Annotated in this window: 20 protein-coding genes; 13 read left to right on the top strand and 7 right to left on the bottom strand. The window is 73.5% G+C overall.

Going from position 1 to position 20,235, the window contains the following annotated elements:
- The first annotated feature begins 2 nt into the window (after positions 1 to 2).
- The 4 genes from QSJ33_RS05925 to QSJ33_RS05940 are packed head-to-tail and all read left to right on the top strand — an operon-like array spanning position 3 to position 3,193.
- Entirely contained in the window at positions 3 to 398 is a 396-nt protein-coding gene (locus tag QSJ33_RS05925) for a 3-hydroxyacyl-ACP dehydratase FabZ family protein (RefSeq protein WP_285723642.1), read from the top strand.
- Positions 395 to 1,594, top strand: a complete 1,200-nt coding sequence (locus QSJ33_RS05930; RefSeq protein ID WP_285723643.1) for a beta-ketoacyl-[acyl-carrier-protein] synthase family protein — start codon at positions 395 to 397, stop codon at positions 1,592 to 1,594. Before QSJ33_RS05925 ends, QSJ33_RS05930 begins: the two co-directional genes overlap by 4 nt.
- Positions 1,591 to 2,664: a beta-ketoacyl synthase N-terminal-like domain-containing protein gene (locus QSJ33_RS05935; protein WP_285723644.1), complete on the top strand. Its 1,074-nt coding sequence runs from the start codon at positions 1,591 to 1,593 to the stop codon at positions 2,662 to 2,664. Before QSJ33_RS05930 ends, QSJ33_RS05935 begins: the two co-directional genes overlap by 4 nt.
- A gap of 4 nt (positions 2,665 to 2,668) precedes the next feature.
- On the top strand, positions 2,669 to 3,193 hold the full coding sequence (locus QSJ33_RS05940) for an SPOR domain-containing protein (RefSeq protein ID WP_285723645.1): 525 nt from the start codon (positions 2,669 to 2,671) through the stop codon (positions 3,191 to 3,193).
- Between the two features lie 123 nt (positions 3,194 to 3,316).
- On the opposite strand, the gene QSJ33_RS05945 is transcribed toward QSJ33_RS05940, so the two are convergent.
- Positions 3,317 to 4,753, bottom strand: a complete 1,437-nt coding sequence (locus QSJ33_RS05945) for an NFACT RNA binding domain-containing protein (protein ID WP_285723646.1) — start codon at positions 4,751 to 4,753, stop codon at positions 3,317 to 3,319.
- Positions 4,754 to 4,871: 118 nt separating this feature from the next.
- Here QSJ33_RS05945 and QSJ33_RS05950 point away from each other — a divergent pair, with 118 nt between their 5' ends.
- From QSJ33_RS05950 to QSJ33_RS05960, 3 genes are all read left to right on the top strand, one after another.
- Entirely contained in the window at positions 4,872 to 6,329 is a 1,458-nt protein-coding gene (locus QSJ33_RS05950) for a GGDEF domain-containing response regulator (protein WP_285723647.1), read from the top strand.
- 77 nt (positions 6,330 to 6,406) lie between these two features.
- Positions 6,407 to 8,143: a DUF2339 domain-containing protein gene (locus tag QSJ33_RS05955; RefSeq protein WP_285723648.1), complete on the top strand. Its 1,737-nt coding sequence runs from the start codon at positions 6,407 to 6,409 to the stop codon at positions 8,141 to 8,143.
- The gene (locus QSJ33_RS05960) at positions 8,140 to 9,339 is read left to right on the top strand and encodes a hypothetical protein (RefSeq protein ID WP_285723649.1); all 1,200 of its coding nucleotides are present in this window, start codon (positions 8,140 to 8,142) and stop codon (positions 9,337 to 9,339) included. Before QSJ33_RS05955 ends, QSJ33_RS05960 begins: the two co-directional genes overlap by 4 nt.
- Before the next feature lie 267 nt (positions 9,340 to 9,606).
- On the opposite strand, the gene QSJ33_RS05965 is transcribed toward QSJ33_RS05960, so the two are convergent.
- Genes QSJ33_RS05965 through QSJ33_RS05980 form a run of 4 tightly spaced genes read right to left on the bottom strand, consistent with a single transcriptional unit; the run spans position 9,607 to position 11,856 of the window.
- Positions 9,607 to 10,152 (bottom strand): cysteine hydrolase family protein, encoded by a 546-nt coding sequence (locus QSJ33_RS05965; protein ID WP_285723650.1) that lies wholly within the window; start codon positions 10,150 to 10,152, stop codon positions 9,607 to 9,609.
- Positions 10,149 to 11,030: an EamA family transporter gene (locus tag QSJ33_RS05970; RefSeq protein ID WP_285723651.1), complete on the bottom strand. Its 882-nt coding sequence runs from the start codon at positions 11,028 to 11,030 to the stop codon at positions 10,149 to 10,151. Before QSJ33_RS05970 ends, QSJ33_RS05965 begins: the two co-directional genes overlap by 4 nt.
- On the bottom strand, positions 11,027 to 11,356 hold the full coding sequence (locus QSJ33_RS05975; RefSeq protein ID WP_285723652.1) for an antibiotic biosynthesis monooxygenase family protein: 330 nt from the start codon (positions 11,354 to 11,356) through the stop codon (positions 11,027 to 11,029). Before QSJ33_RS05975 ends, QSJ33_RS05970 begins: the two co-directional genes overlap by 4 nt.
- Positions 11,353 to 11,856 (bottom strand): Lrp/AsnC family transcriptional regulator, encoded by a 504-nt coding sequence (locus tag QSJ33_RS05980; protein ID WP_285723653.1) that lies wholly within the window; start codon positions 11,854 to 11,856, stop codon positions 11,353 to 11,355. Before QSJ33_RS05980 ends, QSJ33_RS05975 begins: the two co-directional genes overlap by 4 nt.
- A gap of 126 nt (positions 11,857 to 11,982) precedes the next feature.
- On the opposite strand from QSJ33_RS05980, the gene kdsA reads away from it, so the two are divergent.
- Together kdsA and QSJ33_RS05990 are read left to right on the top strand one after the other, a co-directional pair.
- The gene (gene kdsA / locus QSJ33_RS05985; RefSeq protein ID WP_285723654.1) at positions 11,983 to 12,813 is read left to right on the top strand and encodes a 3-deoxy-8-phosphooctulonate synthase; all 831 of its coding nucleotides are present in this window, start codon (positions 11,983 to 11,985) and stop codon (positions 12,811 to 12,813) included.
- The gene (locus QSJ33_RS05990; protein WP_285723655.1) at positions 12,813 to 13,367 is read left to right on the top strand and encodes a GNAT family N-acetyltransferase; all 555 of its coding nucleotides are present in this window, start codon (positions 12,813 to 12,815) and stop codon (positions 13,365 to 13,367) included. Before kdsA ends, QSJ33_RS05990 begins: the two co-directional genes overlap by 1 nt.
- A gap of 15 nt (positions 13,368 to 13,382) precedes the next feature.
- On the opposite strand, the gene QSJ33_RS05995 is transcribed toward QSJ33_RS05990, so the two are convergent.
- Positions 13,383 to 14,243 carry a bifunctional 5,10-methylenetetrahydrofolate dehydrogenase/5,10-methenyltetrahydrofolate cyclohydrolase gene (locus QSJ33_RS05995; RefSeq protein ID WP_285723656.1) on the bottom strand — a complete coding sequence of 287 codons (861 nt, stop codon included), beginning with the start codon at positions 14,241 to 14,243 and terminating at the stop codon, positions 13,383 to 13,385.
- A 70-nt stretch (positions 14,244 to 14,313) separates the two neighbouring features.
- On the opposite strand from QSJ33_RS05995, the gene nth reads away from it, so the two are divergent.
- The 3 genes from nth (at position 14,314) to QSJ33_RS06010 (ending at position 17,652) form a co-directional block, all read left to right on the top strand.
- Entirely contained in the window at positions 14,314 to 15,774 is a 1,461-nt protein-coding gene (nth, locus tag QSJ33_RS06000; RefSeq protein ID WP_285723657.1) for an endonuclease III, read from the top strand.
- 26 nt (positions 15,775 to 15,800) lie between these two features.
- The gene (locus tag QSJ33_RS06005) at positions 15,801 to 16,532 is read left to right on the top strand and encodes a TlpA disulfide reductase family protein (RefSeq protein ID WP_285723658.1); all 732 of its coding nucleotides are present in this window, start codon (positions 15,801 to 15,803) and stop codon (positions 16,530 to 16,532) included.
- Positions 16,533 to 16,602: 70 nt separating this feature from the next.
- A complete protein-coding gene (locus tag QSJ33_RS06010) occupies positions 16,603 to 17,652 on the top strand; it encodes a TlpA family protein disulfide reductase (protein WP_285723659.1) in 1,050 nt (349 codons plus the stop codon).
- A gap of 58 nt (positions 17,653 to 17,710) precedes the next feature.
- Here QSJ33_RS06010 and QSJ33_RS06015 read toward each other — a convergent pair whose 3' ends face one another.
- Positions 17,711 to 19,459: a protein-disulfide reductase DsbD family protein gene (locus tag QSJ33_RS06015; RefSeq protein WP_285723660.1), complete on the bottom strand. Its 1,749-nt coding sequence runs from the start codon at positions 19,457 to 19,459 to the stop codon at positions 17,711 to 17,713.
- A 91-nt stretch (positions 19,460 to 19,550) separates the two neighbouring features.
- Between QSJ33_RS06015 and QSJ33_RS06020 the strand changes: the two genes are divergently transcribed.
- Positions 19,551 to 20,219, top strand: coding sequence for an HD domain-containing protein (locus tag QSJ33_RS06020; protein WP_285723661.1), 669 nt, complete (start codon positions 19,551 to 19,553; stop codon positions 20,217 to 20,219).
- Positions 20,220 to 20,235 lie beyond the last annotated feature (16 nt).

The following is a 20,235-nucleotide window of genomic DNA, read 5'->3' on the forward strand; positions in this document are numbered from 1 at the left end:
CCATGACCGACATCCCCGGCCACCTGCCCCACCGCCATCCCTTCCTGCTGGTGGACCGGATCCTCGCGCGCGAACCCGGGGTCCGCGTGGTGGCCGAGAAGCTGGTGACGGCCGGGGCGACCCCCCTCCCGGGCCGCCCCGTGGTGCCGGACACGCTGCTGCTGGAGATGCTGGCCCAGACCGCCGGGTTCCTGGAGGCCGACACCCTGCACGGCCGCGCCATGTTCCTGGCCGGGATCCAGGACGCCCGCTTCGAGGCGCCGGTCCTTCCCGGCGACCGCCTGCGCCTGGAGGTGGCGCCCGAGGGGGCCTTCGGGGGGCTGATGAAGGTGCGGGGCACCGTCACCTGCGAGGGCCGCGAGATCTGCGGCGCCAGCCTCATGGTCAAGCGGCCGTGAGCCCCGTCCCGGCCGGCCGGATCCGCGTGGCCATCACCGGCCTGGGCCTCGTGTCCTCCCTGGCCCTGGACCGGGAGGGCACCTGGTCCGCCATGCTCGCAGGCCGGGACGGCCTGGGCCCCCTCACGGGCCTCGACCTGCCCCTGGAACCCGCCCAGATCGCCGGGGAGGTGCCCCTGACCGCCCGGCGGCACGGGACCCGCTGCGAGGCCATGGACCTCCGCGCCCTGGAGGAGGCCCTGGACGGCCTCGCCCCTTCCGGCGATCCCCGCCGCATCGGCGTCTTCCAGGGGGCCGGCACCGCGGGCCTGCCGGCGGCGGAGGCCTACCTCGGCGCCCGCCTGGCCGGCCGGCCCCACCCCGCCACGGAGGCCGCCTCCCAGAGCTCCTGCAGCGTCACGGACGCCCTGGCCCGCCGCCTCGGCGCCCGGGGCCCCCGGGCCACGGTGATGAACGCCTGCTCCTCCAGCCTGCTGGCCCTGGGCCAGGCCTGGGAGCGCATCGCCGCCGGCGAGCTGGACCTGGCGGTGGCGGGCGGCGCGGAGACCCTCTGCATCGCCACCTACGCCGGCTTCTCGAGCCTGAAGGCGGTGGACGCCGCCAGGTGCCGCCCCTTCAGCCGCGACCGCGCGGGCCTGAACCTCGGCGAGGGCGCCGTGCAGCTCCTGCTCGAGCCCCTCGACCGCGCCCGGGCCCGGGGCGCCGTGATCCTCGCCGAGGTGCTGGGGTACGGCGCGAGCATGGATGCCCACCACCCCACGGCCCCGCATCCGGAGGGCGAGGGCGCCGCCCGGGCCCTGGCCATGGCCCTGCGCGTCGCCGGCCTGGCGTCCGCCGAAGTGGATCTGGTCAGCGCCCATGGCACGGCCACGCCCGCCAATGACGGCGCGGAGTGCAGGGCCATCCGCCGGGCCCTGGGAAGCGCCGCCGACCGCGTGTCCGTCACCAGCTCCAAGAGCCAGTTCGGCCACACCCTGGGTGCCGCCGGGGCCTTCGGCGCCGCCACCGCGGTCCTGGCCCTGCGGGACCAGGTCGTGAGCCCCACCCTGCGCCTGACCGAGCCCGATCCCGACTGCGACCTGGACTGCACCCCGCTGGTGGCGAGGGAACGAACGATCCGGGCCGCCCTGGTCAACGCCTTCGCCTTCGGCGGGAACAACGTGAGCCTGGCGCTCCGGCGATGGGAGGGACGATGAGCGGCGACCTCGTCCTCACGGGCCTCGGGCTGGTGCTGCCCTGCGGCGACGGGATCGACACCGCCCGGGCGGGCCTGCGGGCCGGGACGCCCTGCTTCGCCGACCTGCCCGAGGCCCTGGGCCGCGGCCGGGGCGCGGCCTGCACGGGCTTCAGTCCCGCCGGGATCATCCCCCCCATGCAGCTCCGCCGCCTGGACCGCTGCTCCCGGTTCGCCTGGGGGGCGGCCCACCAGGCCTTCGCGGACGCGGCGCTGGACCCCCGCCCCCTGGGCGAGCGCATCGCCGTGGCCGCGGGCACGCTCACCGGCGGCAGCGAAGCCACCGAGGGCTTCCTCCGCCCCTACCTCCAGCGGGGCCCCGAGGCCGCCTCGCCCATGCTCTTCCCCAACAGCGTGGCCAACGCCGCCAGCGGCCACCTGGCCCTGGCCTTCGGCCTCAAAGGCCCCAGCGCCACCTTCCTGGAATGGGAGTCCGCCACCTTCGCGGCCCTGGAACAAGGCGCCCGGTGGCTGCGCGCCGGGATGGCGGAGGCTGTCCTGGTGCTGGGGACGGACGGGCTCTTCCCCCTGCTGCTGGAGATCGCCCGGGCGTCGCGGCTGCTGGCCCGGCACGGCGACCCTGTGGCCGGATCGGGACGCGGCTTCCTGCCGGGCGAGGGGTCGCAGGCCTTCGTGCTGGAGACCCGGGAACACGCCGAGGCCCGGGGCGCCCGCATCCGCGCCACCCTGGCCGCCCTGGCGAGCGCCCCGGCCCTGGCGAACACGCCCGCGGCCCGGGCCGAGGCCCTGGCCGAGGCGGCCGCGGCGGTCCTGCCGGGAGTCCCCCCGGACCGCTGGATCGGCGGGAGCAGCGGCTCCCCGCGCCTCGACCCTTCCGAGGCCTCGCTCCGGCGGAGGCATTCCGACTGGCCCGGGCCCGTCCATCCCAAGCTCCTGTGGGGCGAGTTCGCCGGCGCCGGGGGAGCCCTCCTGGCCGCGGCCCTGCTGGAGCCCGCGGGGCGAGTGGTGGTGACCTCCCCCACCAGCTTCGGACCGCAGTACGCTGCCCGCTTCGAAGACGTTAGGCTGTAGCCCCATGAACTCCCGCGACCAGATCAGCATCACCAGCCAGTCCATCCTCTGGGTGGCGGGTGTGGGCGTGGGCCTCCTGACCCTCGCCTTCGTGATGGGGGTGCAGGTGGGCAAGCAGAGCGCGGCCCTTCGCCGGCCCGCCGTCCGCACCGGCGAAGAGGACCTGCGCGACCTGCCCGAGCCGCTCGTGGACCAGCTGAAGGTCTTCGAGGGCGACGGCCCCGACAAGCTGGTGCCCGCCCCGCGGGTGGACGCCACCGCGCCCGCACCCGTGGCCAAGGATGCCTCCGCCGCGCCCGCGCCGGCCGCCGGCCACTGGACCCTCCAGCTCGTGGCCACCCCCGACGCCGCCGAGGCCAGGCGGGTGGCCGACCGGGCCAAGGCCGCGGGGTTCGCCACCCTCACCGTGAAGGAGAAGGGGCAGGTGAAGGTGCGCCTGTCCAAGGCCACGGACCGCGCCGCCATGGACAGGACCGCCGAGAAGCTCAAGAAGGCCGGCTTCAAGCCCTTCGCCGTGAAGGCGGACTAGGCCCCGGCTGCGCCCGGCCCAGGGCTTGGGATAGACGCGGAGGCCAACCCACTTCCTCTCGGCATCGCCTGCGGCGATACGCGAGACACCGCTCGCCCTTCTCCGCCCCGTCTCCGATTGAGGCTACGGTTTGGGATAGACGCGGAGGCCGACCCACTTTTTGAGGATGACCTTGCCGGGGGCGAAGCCGCGGGGCTTGCTGATGTCGGCGATGCGGGCGAGGTGGACCTCCACCTTGCCGCCGTCCCGGGCCTTGCTGTGGTAGGCCGCCAGCTCGGCGGCGCGCTCCAGGACGTGGCGCGGCAATTCGCTCAGCTTGTCCGGGTTGCGGATGACGACGTGGCTGCCGGGCAGGTTCGCCACGTGGAGCCAGAAATCCAGGTTGTCCGCCACCTTGAAGGTGAGCTGGTCGTTCTCGGCATCGCCCTTCCCGATCAGCACCTCGAAGCCATCCACCATGACGCTGCGGAAGGCCATGCCCTTCCCGTCCTTCCGCTTCGCGGCCTGCTCGTCCATGCGCCGGGTCTCCTTCCTGGTCCGTTCCGCCTTCGGTTGTCGCGCAGGGGCCGCCTCCGGCGCAAGGGGCCCCGCCTCCCGCCGGCGGTCCCAGGCCGCCCGCTCCCGGGCCAGCTCGGCCTCCAGCTCCGCCACCCGGGCCAGGCCACGCTCCGCCTTCTTGGCGGCGGCGAACCAGGCCTGGACCGCCGCCTCGGCGGTCTTCCCCTCGGGCAGGACGATCCGCGTGCCGTCCAGCAGCACCGCCTCGCGGGTGGCCCCCTTCAGGCGGTAGAGTTCCGCCGAGAGCCGCGCGGCCTGGGCCTTGAGGGGCAGGGTGGCCCCGTGGCGGACGCGATCCCGGACCAGGGCCGCCGCCAGCCGGTCCATGCGGGCGGCCTCGGCCTGGAGCTTCCGTTCGGCCGCGGCCCGGGCGGGCCCCAGCACCAGCGCCTCCGCCCGGGCGCGGGACCAGGCCCGGTGCCGGTCCAGGAGGCCGCCCTCGCCCTCCAGCACCTCCGGGATCTCCCCGGCCAGGGCCGCCGCCAGGGACTCGCCCCAGCGCTCCTGCCACCGGCGGAAGGGCGGTGGATCCTCGGCGGGCTCCGGCGGCGTGGCCGGGAAGGGCGCGCCCAGGCCGAGACGGGGTGCCTGGAGGTCCAGGCCGTCCACCCGGAGGCCCGCCCGGCCGGGGATGGCCTGGAAGGCCAGGCGCAGGGTCTCGAGGCGGCCGGTGATGGCCCTGCGCTGGAACACGAGGCCCAGCCAGCGTTCCCGGGGATCGCCCTCCACGGCCTTCAGGCGCGCGCCGCTGAACCACGGGCCCCAGAGCCGGGGGCTGTCCTTGGCGGCCTCGGCCTGGAGCCGCTGCCAGGCCTCGTCCGAAGCTTCCAGGAGCCACAACTCGGGTTTCGGCTGGAGCAGGAGCACCCAGCCCTCGGCGGCCCGTCGGCCGGCCCAGCGCAGGCCCAGGGCCCGCCCCGAGGCCCACACGGCTTCCACCGGCAGATCCGGGCGCTGGGCCATCCAGGCCCGGGCGAGGGAAAGAAGGAGGGGCGCGTCCATTCGTGATCGATATAATCCGGATATTCAGCCAAGATGGAGGGTTCGTCCCTGCTCCAGCATCCCATGGGGCAGCCCCGGATTTCAGGTTCCGGTCCTGTTTCTTCGATAAGTGGATCCTATGAACGCCTCGCCCGCCGCCAGCCCCCGCCCGCTCCAGGTCCTGCTGGTGGATGACAACCCCATCCAGCTGAGCCTGCTCCGGCACCTGTTCCAGCGCCATGGCCACCACACCCTCGAAGCCCGGAACGGGGCCGAGGCCCTGCTGGTGCTGGCCACGGAATTCCCCGACGTGGTCGTCAGCGACTGCGTCATGCCCCTCCTGGATGGGTACCAGCTCTGCCGGCTCCTCAAGGACGACCGGGCCACCCGCCACCTGCCTGTGCTGCTGCTGACCGCCCAGGGCGGCGGCCTGGCGCGCTTCTGGGCGAAGACCTGCGGGGCGGACCGCTTCCTGGTGAAGGGCCGCGACCTGGATCACGTGGTGGAGGTGGCCTCCGCCCTGTCCCAGCAGACCGGGCGCCCGCGACGCGGCCACCAGGTGCCGCGCCTGGCGCAGGAGAACTTCGGGGTCGACGCCATCCAGCGCCAGCTGGCCCAGGCCCTGGAGCAGCGGCTGGTGGAGACCGCCATGCGGGATTCCATCGGCCGGCTCTACACCGTGGAGCACGACACCACCAAGCTCATCCAGGGCTTCATCGAGATCCTCCAGGAGCTGGTGCTGCCGGGCGCCCTGGCGGTGGCCTACCTGGGCGAGGACGGTGCCTGGTCCGCCGGGGTCCACGGCGCCTCCACCAGCGAGCAGGACCGCGCCTCCCTGGAATCGGAACTGGCCCAGCGCCTCGGCCTCCCCGCCCCCCTGGAATGCCACTGGCATCCCGCCAGCGATCCCGAAGAGCGCCGCCGGAGCCTGCGCGACCCGGTGCGGGTGGTGCTCTCCACCGCCATGCCCGGCTACCCCGTGACGGGCGCCGTGGGCGTGCTGGCCGAGCGGCGGGCCGCCGAGGAGTACGAGCGCCTCTTCGAGATCGCCGCCGAGGAGCTGGGCCGGCTCCTGAGCCTGGAGGACTCCCGGCTCCGCCTCTACCACCAGGCCATCCGGGATCCCCTGACGGGCCTCTACAACCGCCGCCACATCCTCGACATGCTGGGCGTGGAGCTGGACCAGTGCGGGCGCTTTGGCCAGCCCCTGTCCGTCATGGTCGTCGACCTCGACCACTTCAAGACCGTGAACGACCGCTACGGCCACGCCACCGGCGACCAGGTGCTGAGCGTCGTGGCCCAGCGCATGGCCTTCGGCCTCCGCAAGGTCGACCAGCTGGGCCGCATCGGCGGCGAGGAGTTCCTGGCCTACTGCCCCCAGACCGACCTGGAGGGCGCCCGGGCGCTGGCGGAACGGCTCCGCGAGCAGGTCGCCGCCGAGCCCATCCCCGGCCTGCCCGAGTCGGGACGCGTGACCCTCAGCATCGGCCTGGCCACCTGGAACGGCGGCGAGGACAGCGCCGAGGCCCTGCTGGCCCGGGCCGACCGCAACCTCTACAAGGCCAAGGCCGAGGGACGGAACCGCGTCGTGGGCTGATCTTCCGCGACCAGTCTGGCCTTGACAGGACGGGAGGCAGGGCTGGATGATGCCATACGCTTCCGTATGGAGAACCCATGGAACCCGGATCCCCGGTCCCCGATGACCTGGCCCAGCGCGTGGCGCGCCTGGAGGCCCAGGTGGCCTGGCTGCTCCAGCAGGGGCAGGCGCCCCGGCCCGCGGCCCCTCTGCCGGCTCCGCACCCCCGGCCTGCGGCCGCGCCGCCGGCTCCGGTCCGGCCCGGCCGGGAGGTCTCGCCCGTGGTCTGGATCGCGGGCATCGGGGCCGTGCTCTTCCTGGCCGGGGCCGTGTTCTTCTTCCGCTGGGCCGTGCAGCAGGGCTGGATGGGCCCGGAGCTGCGCTTCGCGCTCGGCCTCCTCGTCGGCGGCGGGCTGACGGCCTTCGCCGCGCGGCTCGCGCTCGGCGCGAACCGGCGCCTGGGCGTGGCCCTGCTGCTGGCGGGGCTGGGCAGCCTCCAGTTCACCTTCCGGGCCGGTGCCTTCAGCTACCACTTCTTCGACCCGGTCCTGGGCCTGGCGGCCGCGGCCGTGCTCACCCTGCTGGCCGGAGGCCTGGCCGCCCGGATCCGCAGCGGCGGCGCCCTGACCGTGGCCCTGGCCTCGGGCCTGGCGGCCCCCCTCGCCTTCAGCCAGGGCGGCCACCACGAGGTGGCCCTGGCGGTCTACCTCGCCGTCCTCATGGCCGCCACCCTGGCCGTGCCCTACCTGGCCCGCACGGGCGGGGCCTGGATCGGGGCGCGGTGGACGGCCCTCCTCGGCACCTGGCTCCTCCTCCTCCCCGCCTGCGCGGAGGCGACGCGGGCCGACCTGCCCCTCGTCGGGCTCCTGCTGCTGCTCCACCTGGCCCTGGCGGGCCTGTGGGCCTGGCTGCCCGGCGCGGAGGAGCGCCCGGGCACGCCGGCCACCCTCTGGCTGACGGCCTCCATCCTCGCCACCGCCTTCGGCTGGCTGGTGTGGAAGCGCCTGGACTGGGCCCCGGAGCTGTACGCCGGCCCCGTGCTGGCCGCCGCCGCCTGGAACCTGGCCCTGGTGAAGCCGGCGCGGCGCCGCCTCGGCGGGCGCTCCGCCGACTTCCCCCTGCTGGCCCTCGCCGCGGGGCACCTGGCCCTGGCCGTGCCCGTGGCGCTGGCCTGGCGCTGGGTCGGACCGCTCTGGGGCGCCTTCGCCCTGGCCCTGGCCTGGGCCGCCCACCGGAGTGGCGAGGCCGGCTCGGAGGAGGCCGCCGCCCTGCGCCGCCTGGCCCTGGGCATGGCCCTCCTGGCCACGGGGCGCTGGGCCTTCCACGGCCTCGACGGGGCCTTCGAGCCCTGGCGCACGGGCCTGCCCTTCCTCCGGGCCGCCTTCGCCGAGGGGGCCCTCGCCGCGGTGGCCTGGACGCTCCTGGTGCGGGACCGGGACGGCCTGACGCGCCTGCTGGCCTTCCTGGCCCTGGAGGTCACGGCGAACGTCACCGTGGCCGTGGAGGCGGCCCGCCTCGTCCACTGGCTGCAGGCGCCGGATCCGCACCAGGGGGCCTGGATCGCCACCCGCGCGGCCTCCATCACCGTCACCCTGGTCTGGGCCCTCTCCGGCGCCTGGCAGTGGATGCGCGGCCTCGGCCTCGAGGGGGGCCCGCGGAAGGCCCTGCTGGCCGCGGGCTATGCCTGGATGGGGATCGCCGCCCTCAAGCTGCTCCTGGCCGACCTGGCCACCGCCGACACGCCCCTGCGGGCCCTGGCCTTCCTGGGCGTGGGCGCCATCGGCATGACCGCGGCCACCCTGGCGCGTCGCCACCGTCCGGAGGCCCACCCATGAAGCCGGCCCGCCTCGCCCCCCTCCTGGTCCTCCTGACCCTGGCCTGCGCGAAGGAGGACGCCACCGGCCTCCGCCGCCGCGCCATCGCGGCCCCCACCGCCAGCGGCTGGGCCCGCCTGCCGCTGGATGCCGCCGCCCAGGCGGAGACGAAGGGCCTGTGGATCTCCGACCCCGCCGGCCGCAGCGTGCCCTTCCTCGTGGCCCGCGAGGGCCTCTGGGCACCCCAGCCCCTGGACCTGGACCACCCGGTCCTGGGCACCGATGGCCGGGGACGCCCCAGCGCGGAATTCGGCGTGAAGCTGCCCGAGGGCTGGCGGGTGGGCGAGCGGGCGAAGCTGCGCCTCGACCTCGACCTGGAAGGCGACGCCCCCTGGGTGGCCACCGTGGAGGCCGCGCGGCAGCGCCCGGGCGGCGCCTTCCTCGCCTTCGACGCCCCGCCCTCCGCGCACCTCTACGACCTCGCGCCCTCGAGCCGCCGGGCCCATCTGGACCTTCCCTGGGACGGGGAGCGCTACCGGATCGCCCTCCGCGCGGACCAGGGCCGGGCGCCCCGGATCAGGGGCCTGCGCGTCTCCGCGGAGACGGGGCCGGCGGCCCTGGCGCCGGAACAGGCCCTGATGACCGCCCTGGAGCCGGTGCCCGACCGGGCCCGGGAGTGGCGGCTCACCCTGCCCCAGGCGGACCGCGTCGTGGGCCTGGACCTCACGCTGACCCCGCCCGCCGCGCCCCTTCGCCTCGAGGCGGCCCTGGACGACGGCGCCTTCGAATCCCTGCCCGAACCGGTCTGGAACCTGCCGGCCCTGGGCTCCTCGGCCACCCGCCTCTCCCTGCCGCCCACCCTCGCCCGCCGGGTGACCCTCCGCCTGCCGGCGGGCGCCCGGCCCGAATCGGCGGTGGTCCGGATCCGCCGCCAGGTGCTGCTCTTCCCGGCGGAAGCGGGCCAGGCCTACGCCCTCCACCTCGGCGGCGAGGCCCGGCCCGCGCCGGGCGACCTGGGCGCCCTGCCCTCCAGCCGCCTCCTCCTGGCCGCCGAGCCCCTGGCGCTCGGCCCCGAAGGGCCCGATCCGGACGGCCTGCCCCGTCGCGTGGCCTCCGGCGACCGGGCCCGCCCCTGGATGCCCTGGCTGGCCGGCGCCGCCGTGCTGGTCCTGGCGCTCGCCGCGTGGCGGCTGATGCGCGGGGGCGATTCCGTCTAGGGTCTGTTTTCAAAGTGGGGTGCGGCCGCGCAAGGGGCGCCGCCCAAGCGAGACAAGGAGAGCGACGATGGCAATAGCGGCACTATTGACGAGGAGCTCAACGCAGTATCGCGCCGGGCGCCGCCCCTTGCCCTCCGGGACGGGGCCAGCCGCACCCCTGGCTGTGTTGGCGGCCTCGAACGATGTCCCGCATCGCCCATCGGCCGCCGCCTCGCCATGGGCGCGGCTGGCCGACGTCGCGGCTCACATCCACTTTGAAAACAGACCCTAGAGCCCGGCCAGCACCTCGTCCGTGGTCTGCACCGCGGCGAACTGGCCCCGCAGCTCGGCCAGGGCCACGCGGTGGGCGGTCTCGGCGGGGATGCGGCCGCCCTCGCCGTCGTCCAGCGACAGCGCCGAGCTGGCGTCGGAGACCACGGTGACGGCGAAGCCCAGGTTGGCGCCCAGGCGCGCGGTGCTCGACACGCAGAGGTGCGTGGTGATGCCCGCGATGACGAGGCCCGTGATCCCGTGGGCGCGGAGGTGGTCCTCCAGGCCCGTGCCCAGGAAGGCGGCGTGCACCGACTTGGTGAAGACCGGCTCGCCGGGCCGGGGTGCGGCCTCGGGCTTGAAGCCGTGGCCGGGCTGATCGGGATGCAGCGGGGAGGCGGGGTTCGCCGAGGCGTGGCGCACGTGCAGCACGGGACGGCCCGCGGCGCGGAAGCCCGCCAGCAGCCGCGCCACGTTGGCCTCGGCCCCGGGGGTGCTGCGGACACCCCAGCTGGGATCGTCCCAGGCCTTCTGGACATCGATGAGCAGCAGGGCGGTGGTCATGACACCTCCGGTTGGGAGTCGGGGAGGGCGGCGGCCGGCCGGAGCTGCACGAGGGCCACCGCCGACAGGATGATGAGCATGCCGACCAGGCCGCGGACGCCGAAGGGCTCCTTCAGGACCAGGGTGCCCAGCAGCACCGCCACCAGCGGGTTCAGGTAGGCGTAGGTGCCCATCTTCGCCGGGGGCCAGGCCTTGGCCAGGTAGATGTAGGCGCTGTAGGCGAGCACCGACCCGAACAGGGCCAGGTAGCCCGCCGCCAGCACGGCCTGGGGCCGCAGCGGGGCCCGCAGGTAGCCGCCCGTCAGGGGCGCCACGGCCCAGCCCATGACGGCCGCCGTGGCCATCTGGAGGCCCCCGTTGGTGAGCAGGCCGCCGCCGTGGACGAAGCGCTTGCCGTGCAGCGTGCCCCAGGACCAGATGACCGACCCCAGGATCATGACGACCAGGCCCCTGGGGTCGATGCGCAGGGTGCCTGCGGGCCACACCAGCACCACGACCCCCGCCAGGCCCAGGCCCAGGCCGGCCCAGCCTTTGGGTCCCAAGGGTTCCTTCCCCATGGAGAAGAAGGCCAGCCACAGGGGCACGAGGGCCGCCAGCACGGCCGTGACGCCGGAGGGCACCGTCAGCTCCGCCCAGGACACCATGGCATTGGACACCCCCAGCAGCAGGGCACCGACGAAGACGATGTGGCCCACTTCCCGGGCCGGCGGCCAGGGCTCGCGGCGCAGGCGCCCCAGGCCCAGGGCCAGCACCGAGGCGAGCGTGAAGCGGACGGCCACCAGGCCATAGGGCGTGAACGATTCCACCCCCACGGCGATGGCGAAGTAGGTGGAGCCCCACACCAGGGCCACGGTGAAGTAGGCCAGCCAGCCCATCATCCGCGGGCCTCCGGGAGGGCGGCGCGCTCCACGCGGCAGACCCGCAGGCCGAAGGCCCCGTACCACCGCTCGCGGCCGAGGCGCTGCGCCACGGCGTGTTCCGCGTGGGCCTTCCAGGCGGCGATGCTGGCCTCGTCCCGCCAGTACGACACGGTGATGCCGAAGCCCTCCGCATCGCGAACGCTCTCCACACCGAGGAACCCGGGCTGCTGGCGGGCCAGCGCCACCATGCGCTCCGCCATGGCGGCGTAGCCCCGGTCGCCCGCGGTCCGCTGGCTGGTGAAGATGACGGCGTAGTACGGGGGTTCCGGCGTCGCCGCGATCACTTGCGGACCTTCTTGCCCGGGCCCTCCACGGGGAAGGGGCTCGGACCGGCCTTCTCCCAGTGGGTCTCCAGCACCATGGTGGTGCGGGTGGTCACCATGGGGCCCAGGGCCCGGATGCGCCGCAGCCGCTCGGCGATGCCCGCGGGGGTGTCGGCCACCACCTTCAGCAGCAGGGCGTCCTCCCCGGCGATGGTGTGGGCCTCCAGGATGTCCGGCTCGTCCTCGAGGGCCTTGATGAAGCGCTGCTCGATGGCCTCGTTGTTGTCCTTGTACCGCACGGCCACGAACGCCACGGTGGGCTTGTTCACCGCCGCCGGGGAGACCCTTGCGGTGTAGCCGCTGAGGACCCCGTCGGCCTCCAGCCGCTTCACCCGGTCGATGATGGTGGGCCGGCTCACCCCGAGGCGTTCCGCCAGCTCCGCGTGGCTCATGCGCCCCTCCAGCTGGAGCAGCGCCACGAGGCGGCGGTTGAGATCGTCGTCCATCAGCGGCTTCACCATGGGGCCTCCGGATGCCTTCCATTCAACACTGTGAAAGGCATCTGATCAACAATCACGACAACCCGTCAAGGCGGATCGGGGCCGCGCCGGGGGCGGATCGGAGTACCATGGGGTCCCGAGGTGTCCATGGACTTCGCCCGCCCCTACACCGACCAGAGCTTCTTCCTGATCGCGGGGCCCTGCGTCATCGAGAGCCGGGAGCATGCCCACTTCATGGCGGGCCAGCTCCGGGACCTCGCGGAGGCCCGCGGCATCCCCTTCGTCTACAAGTCCAGCTTCGACAAGGCCAACCGCACCAGCCGCGACAGCGCCCGCGGACCGGGCATGGACGAGGGCCTCGACATCCTGGCCGAGGTGCGCCGCCGCTACGGCGTCCCGGTGCTCACGGACGTGCATGAGAGCCAGCAGTGCGCCCCGGCCGCGCAGGCCGTGGACGTCCTCCAGATCCCCGCCTTCCTGTGCCGGCAGACGGATCTCCTCCTCGCCGCGGCCGCCACGGGCCGGACCGTGAACCTGAAGAAGGGCCAGTTCCTCGCCCCCTGGGACCTCAAGCACGGCGTCGAAAAGCTGAAATCCGTGGAGGGCCACGGGCCGGTGTGGGTGACCGAGCGGGGCTCCAGCTTCGGCTACGGCAACCTGGCGGTGGACTTCCAGTCCTTCCCCCACCTGCGCAAGACGGGCTGCCCGGTGGTCTTCGACGCCACCCACAGCGTGCAGAAGCCCGGCGCCCTGGGCCACGCCACCGGCGGCGCCCGGGAGATGATCCCCACGCTGGCCCGCGCCGCGGCCACGGCGGTGGACGGCTTCTTCTTCGAGGTGCACGACTGTCCGGAGAAGGCCCTCAGCGACGGCCCCAATGCCATGCACCTCGACCGCTTCGGCGAGCTGCTGGACCAGCTCCTGATCCTCTGGCGGGCGGGGCGGGCCGCGGCCCTGCAGGACCCCGCGGGGCACTGATGGCGTACGAGGTGCTGAAGGCCGGGCGCGGCCTGGAGCTGCGCCCCCTCCGCCTCGCGGATGCGCGGGCCCTGTTCGCGCAGGTGGACGCCGACCGTGCCCGTCTCCGCCGCTGGCTGCCCTGGCCCGACGCCAACCGCGGTCCGGAGGATTCCCGCGCCTACATCCTGCGGATGCGGGCCCAGGCCCGGGCCGGCATCGGCCAGTCCTTTGGCCTCTGGTGGAGGGACCGTCTGGTGGGCGTGGCCGGCTTCATCTGGATCGACCAGCCCAACCGCAGCGGGGCCCTCGGGTACTGGCTGGCCCGGGAGGCGGAGGGCCGCGGCCTCATGACCGCCGCCGTCTCGGCCCTCCTGCGCCACGGCTTCCGCACCCTGGGGCTGAACCGCATCGAGATCCGCGCCGGCATCCGCAACCGCCGCAGCCGCGCCATCCCCGAGCGCCTGGGCTTCCGCCGCGAAGGCACCCTCCGCCAGGCCGAGTGGGTGAACGACCGCTTCGTGGACCACGCCGTGTACGGTCTGCTGGCGGGAGAGTGGAAGGGCCGCCGGTAATGGCCGGGCCCCGGCTTATTCCACCCCGGCCGCGTAGGTGAGGTTCAGGAGGGCCATGGCCCGGGTGACCTTGCCCACGCTGTTCTTGGTGGTGTCGGTGTAGAGGATCCCGCGCCGGTCCAGGGCCTCGTAGTCGAAGTTGCCGTCGCCGCTCAGGTCGAAGCAGAGGGCGCCGTCCTTGATCCAGTCCGTCCGGATCTGGTACCCCGGGGCCGGCACGGCGCTCACGATGACATCGGCCATCTTGATGAAGCCCTCCAGGTGGTCCTTGTTCGTGTTCGCGTGGCAGAGGATCGGCGTGGCCTTGAGGTTGGCCACCATGGCCGTGAGGGGCCGGCCGATGCGGAGGCTGTCGTTGATGACGAGCACGGTCTTCCCGGCCAGCCAGGCATCGCCGAAGCCCCGCTTGAGGGTCTTCACGATGGCCCGGGCCGTGCAGGGCGTCATGCAGCGGTGCTGGGAGCCGTCGTCCAGGCGCTTCCGGTACTTGTTCAGGAACCCGATGTTGATGGCGTGGAGGCCCTCGATGTCCTTGCCGGGATCCACCAGGTCCATCACCTCGTCATCCTTGATCTCGGGGTAGCGCAGGGGGTAGAAGATGAAGACCCCGTGCGTCTTCTCGTCCTGGTTGAGGCGCGCCAGGAGCTTCACCAGCTGCATGCCGTTCTGCACGCGGAGGTCCGCCGCGGCGATGCCCAGGTCCTCGCAGTCCTTCATGAGCCAGCGCTGGTAGGTGACACTGCCCGAATCGTCGGTGCCCAGGATCACGCCCAGGCCCGGGGCGAAGCCCAGCTTCTCGACGTTCGACTTCACCAGCCGCAGGTAGTGCTGGGCGGTTTCCTGGCAATCGAGCTTCCCGGTGAGGGTGGACGGCATGGAGCACCTCGGTCCCCATTCTACCGGCTCCGGCGGGCCGCCCGGGCGCCCGGCAGCCTATGCTGAGTCCATGCGTCGTCCGAAATCCGCCGCCGTGTCCCCCGCCGCCGACCTCCAGGCCCGGCTCCGCGCCGCGTACCCGGACGCGAGATGCGCCCTGGACCACACCGACCCCTTCCAGCTCGTCGTCGCCACCATCCTCAGCGCCCAGTGCACCGATGCCCGCGTGAACCTCACGACGCCGGCCCTCTTCGCCCGCTTTCCGGACGCGGCGGCGCTGGCGTCCGCGCGGCAGGCGGAGGTCGAGGCCCTCGTCAGGTCCACGGGCTTCTACCGGAACAAGGCGAAGGCCCTCATCGGCCTCGGCCAGGCCCTCCTGGCCCGCCACGGGGGGCGCGTGCCCTCGGACCCCGCGGAGCTGGCGGCCCTGCCCGGCGTGGGCCAGAAGACCGCGAACGTGGTCCTCGCCAACGCCTTCGGCGTGCCGGCCCTGGCCGTGGACACCCACATCTTCCGGGTGGCCCGGCGGCTGGGCCTCTCGAAGGCACCCACGCCGGAGAAGGTGGAGGCCGACCTCTGCCGGACCTTCCCCCGCGAGGACTGGATCGAGCTGCACCACCAGCTCATCTTCCATGGCCGCCGCACCTGCGACGCCCGGCGCCCCGACTGCGCCGTCTGCCCCCTGTGGGACCTCTGCCCCGCCGGCCAGGGGAAGATCAAGGATCCCCACCTGGGCGTGAAGCTCGCCGTGGACCGGTCCCAGCCCCCCGGCTTCAGTCCCCGGGCCTCGGACCTCGGCCCCCAGGCGGCCGGGGGGCCGAGGCGCATCGTCAGCCTGGTGCCCTCGGTGACGGAGCTGCTCGTGCAGTGGGGGCTGGCGGCGCGGCTGGTGGGACGCACCCGGTACTGCATCGAGCCGAAGTGGATCCGGAACACCGTGCCCATGGTGGGCGGCACCAAGGATCCGGACCTGGACCGCATCCGCGACCTGGCGCCGGAGCTCGTGATCCTGGAGAAGGACGAGAACCCGAAATCCGCCGCGGAGGCCCTGACGGCCCTGGGCATCCCCTGGCTGGCCCTGGAGGTCCGGACCCTGAAGGGCGCCGCCGCCGAGCTGAGGCGCCTGGGCCTCGCCGTGGGCGCGGCGGAGGCCGGCGAGGCCCGTGCCGCCGCCCTGGAGGCCCGGCTGAAGGGCCGCCGGCGGAAGGGTCCGCGGACCCTCGCCCTCATCTGGAAGGATCCCTGGATGAGTGCCGGGCCCGACACCTACCTGGGCGACCTGGTCCGCACCGCGGGCCTCGCGCCGATCGGCCCGGACGGGTACCCCGTGCTGGAGGAGGCCACCCTCGAGGCCCTGGCCCCCCAGGTGGTCCTCCTGCCCACGGAGCCGTACCGCTTCAACCGCCGCCATGCCGCCGAGCTGCAGCGCCGCTTTCCGGAAGCCACCGTGCACCTCGTCGACGGACAGGCCCTCACCTGGTACCTGAGCCGTACCGAGGAGGGGCTGGACCTGCTGTCCGGATTGACGTAGGGTGAGTCTCAATTCTCCGAGGTCCCATGGGACGATCCGCGCTTCTTCCCCTTCTGGCCCTGGCCACCGGCCTGCTCTCCGCCCAGGGTGTCTTCACCAACGCGAACAAGCCGGATGCGCCCACCTGCCCACGGCTGATGAAGGACAAGACCTACCTGGAGTACCACAGCCAGTACGGCGTCAACGGCGCCGATCCCTCCTCGAAGCTCTACCACCAGGAGGGTGAGCAGTATTTCCCCCAGGGCGCGCGCAAGGACGTCTCGGCCTTCGCCGCGTACGACGAGAAGGCCAAGGGCGTCTCCCTGGGGAGCCTCCGGGGCAAGGTGGTCCTGATCGGGCTCTGGAGTGTGCACTGCGACCCCTCGGCGAAGATGCTCATGGAATTCGCCAGCCTCTACCCCAAGCGGGCCCAGTACGGGTTCGAGATCCTGGCCGTCAATTTCGACGAGAACCAGCAGGACGGCGGCGGCATCGAGGGCGGCTGGCGCGCCATCCACAAGTTCATGATCAAGAACCGGCAGTTCTTCGAGACCAGCCACATGCCCGTCTATACACCGGGCCTGGGCAAGGAGGGCCCCTCCAACTTCATGGACATGGTCTGGTCCCTCCCCGTGCTCTTCGTGGTGGATCGGGAGGGCAGGCTGGCGCAGATCCACATCGGCTACAAGGACGGCTTCGTGGGCGAGTCCCTGAAGCGGGCCATCCTGGAGCGCCCCCAGCCGGTTCCGGTTGCGCCCCAGGCCGGATCGGGCCATTGAGCCGCTGAACCGTCCCGCCCCGCCGCCTCATCTATCGAGGTATCCTTCCGGGAGTCTCCCCGGAGTGACCATGCCCCCCGCCCTCCCCCTCCTCCTCGCCCTGCCGGCCCTCCAGGCCCCCCCGCCCGCGGTCTCGCCCGCCACGGAGGCCCAGGCCATCCTCGATGCCGCCCGCGCCAAGGCCAAGTCCGTGATGGAGGCCCGCGCGGCCTTCATGAAGGCGGGCGGGAACAGCAAGGACTTCAAGGGCGATTGCGCCAGGGAACTGGCCGACCTGGACACCCGCCTGAAGACGGAGACCCGGCCGGAGGTGCGGCAGGCCCTGCTGGTGAGCCGCCTGCTCCACCTGCAGCTCATGCGCGTCACGCCGGACGCCGCCGTGCTGGACCAGCTCCGCAGGGAGGTGCCCCCCACCTCCGCCGCCTGGAGCCTGGACCCCGGCCTCATCGAGGCCCTGGCCGACGAGCAGGCCCCCGGCTGGGGCCCCTACCTCACCGAGGCCCGGACCAAGCACCCCGATCCCGCCGTGCGGCGCTATTTGCTCTTCGAGTACTTCTGGGACCGCCTGGACGCCAAGGACGAGGCCGCCTGGAAGCCCACCTACGACACGCTGCAGATGGAGTTCCCCGGCACCCGCGAGGCCAAGCAGGCCGCCGACATCCGCGAGGGCGAGCTGAAGACCGGCCTCGGCCGGCCCGCCCCCGCCTTCAGCCTCCCGGCCCTGGGCGACCCGAAGACCACCTACACCCTGGCCAGCTTCAAGGGCAAGTACCTGCTCATCGACTTCTGGGCCACCTGGTGCCCCCCCTGCCGGGCCGAGATGCCCAACCTTCACCAGGCCTGGGCCCGCTTCAAGGGCCGGAACTTCGAGATCCTCTCCCTCTCCTTCGACCGCAAGGTCGAGCACATCGCCCCCTTCCGGAAGCAGGCCGCCACCCCCATGCCCTGGGACCACGCCTTCGTGGAGGGCGGGTTCAACGCCCCCGTGGCCCAGGCCTATGGCGTGAAGGGCATCCCCAAGCCCCTGCTCATCAATCCCGAGGGCGTCATTGTGGCCTCCGGCGCCCAGCTCCGCGGCGAGGAGCTGGAGAAGACCCTGGCGAAGTTCCTGGGGAAGTGACGCACACGGCTGAATTCGCTGCGCGAATTCAGGTAGGGCCCGCGGACGCGGGCCCTACTCATTTGCCATCGAGCCAGGCCAGCATGGCCATCGGCTTCTGGAAACCCAGGCTGCGGCGGACTTCGCGGCCCTCCGCGTCCAGCAGCAGCACGGTGGGGTAGCTCTGGATGCGCAGCTTCGTGGCGAGGTCGGGGCGCACCTTGTCCGTGTCGATCCGCACCGCCACCGCATGGTCGCGGATCCAGGCCTGCACGGCGGGATCGGGCCAGGTCTTCTCGTCCAGCTCCTTGCACTGGGCGCACCACTGAGCGTAGGTGTCCACCAGCACCAGCTTCTGCTCCGCCTTGGCCTTCGCGAGGGCGCCCTCGAAGTCGTTCTCCAGCCAGGGGCCGGCGGCCGGCGCCGGCGCGGCCACCGTGCCGCCCTGCGGGAGCAGGTGCACGTCCAGCCCCGCCTCCACGGCCTTCACGCCCAGCAGCAGGCCGAGCACAAGGAACAGCAGTCCCGCCGCGCGGCGCAGCGAAGGCACCAGGCCTTCCACGGCTTCGAAGGCGCCGAACACCCCCGCACCCACCAGCAGCACCCCGGACCACATGGCCGCGTTGACCCAGTCGGGCACCAGCAGGCGCACATTCCAGGCCGCGAAGCCCAGCACCACGAGGCCCATCCCCTGCTTGAGGCGGGTCAGCCAGTCGCCGCTGCGGGGCAGGCCCGCGCTGAAGGTGCCCACGGCCAGGAAGAGCACGCCCATGCCCAGGGAGAACACGAAGAGCTGGGAGGCGCCCAGCCACACCTGCCCGTGCTGGGCGATGCCCACCAGCACCGAGCCCACGATGGGGCCCACGCAGGGCGCGGAGAGGGGCCCCAGCACCAGGCCCATGACGAAGGCGCCGCCCAGGCCCGACCGTGAGCCGTCGCCCTGGAGCTTCGCCGCCAGCCCCGCGGGCAGCCGGATCTCGAAGGCCCCGAAGAGGGACAGGGCGAACACCGCAAAGACCAGGGACACGGGGATGAGAAACGACGGCTTCTGCGCGAAGGCCCCGAAGGCCGCGCCGCTCTTGGCGGCCACCACGCCCAGGGTCGTGTAGGTCACGGCCATGCCCAGCACCAGCGCCAGGGACAGCACGAAGCCCTTGGCCTTCCCGCCGCCCTTGGCCCCGATGATGGCCATGGTGATGGGGATCATGGGATACACGCAGGGCGTCAGCGAGGCGCCGAGGCCTGCCAGGAACATGAGGAGGAAGGACCAGAGGAGGCTGGACTCCGGCGCCGGCGCGGGCACGGCCGGCGGGGGCGCAGATGAAGCCGCCGCCGGGGCCTCGACCTTCGCTTCCGGCTTCGATTCCGCCTTGGTTTCCGCGACCGGGGAAACCGCGGGTTTCTCCGCCCCCTTCTCCGCCGGAATCTCCGCCGCCTTCACCTGGAGGGTGCGCGTGGTGGGCGGGTAGCAGACGCCGCCCTCCCCTTCGGTGCAGGGCTGGTAGGTCACCGCCAGGGCCACGGTGCCGGCGAGACCGGTACCGCTCACGGGGATGCGCACGGTCCCGTGCCACACCGGATCGCCGATCTCATCCTTGGCGTCCCCCGGCGGGAGCTTGCCCACCTTCAGGGAGCCCGGTCCGCCCTGCTTCTCCACCGCCATGAAGGCCGACTTCAGGTGTGCGCCCGGGGGGGCGGACAGGACCACGGCGCCGCCCTGGAAGCCCAGGCTCACGCTCTTCACGGGGTCGAAGGACGGGTCCGCCTTCTGCGCCCAGGCGCCGACCGCCACCATCAGGCTGAGCAGGAATGTGGTCCAGATCCGCATGGGTCCCCCGTGGGAGGCCCAGGATACGGCAATGGCCCGGCGGGAATGCCATGCCTTTGCACCGTCCGCGGGTCTCCCCTAGCCTGGAAGGATGCCGACTCCCGACGCCCGTCCCTGGATGGCCCCGCTGCTGGCGCGCCTCCGCGCCCACCTGGCGGCCGAACCCTTCCCCCGGGACGCGGCCCACGACCTGGGCCACATCCTCCGCGTGGCCCGGCTGGCGGACCGTCTCGCCGCGGAGGAGGGCGCGGACCGCGACGTCTGCGTGGCCGCGGCCCTGCTGCACGACCTGGTCTACCGCCCCAAGAACCATCCGGAATCGCCCCTCACGGCCCGCCTGGCGGCGGACCTGGTGCCCGCGTGGTGCCGGGAGACGCCGGGGCTGGAGGCCAAGGCGGAAGCCGTGGCCGCGGCGGTGGCCAGCCATAGCTGGAGCGGCGGCGAGGCGCCCGCCAGCCTGGAGGCCGAGGTGGTCCAGGACGCCGACCGCCTGGAGGCCCTCGGCGCCATCGGCATCGCCCGGGTCTTCGCCACGGGGGCCAGCTTCGGCGCGGGCCTCTGGCATCCGGAGGATCCCTGGGGCGAAGGCCGCGACCTGGACGACAAGGCCTGGAGCCTGGACCACTTCGAGCGGAAGCTCCTGAAGCTGGCCGCCGCCATGCGCACCCCCGCCGGCCGCCGCCGGGCCCAGGCCCGTCACGCCACCCTCCTCCGGTACCTCGAGGATCTCCGGGCCGAGCTGGACGCCGACAGCCGGTAGCCCGCAGCTATACTCA

It is taken from the genome of Geothrix rubra, from assembly GCF_030268065.1.
In the GTDB taxonomy this organism is placed as follows: Bacteria; Acidobacteriota; Holophagae; order Holophagales; family Holophagaceae; genus Geothrix; species Geothrix rubra.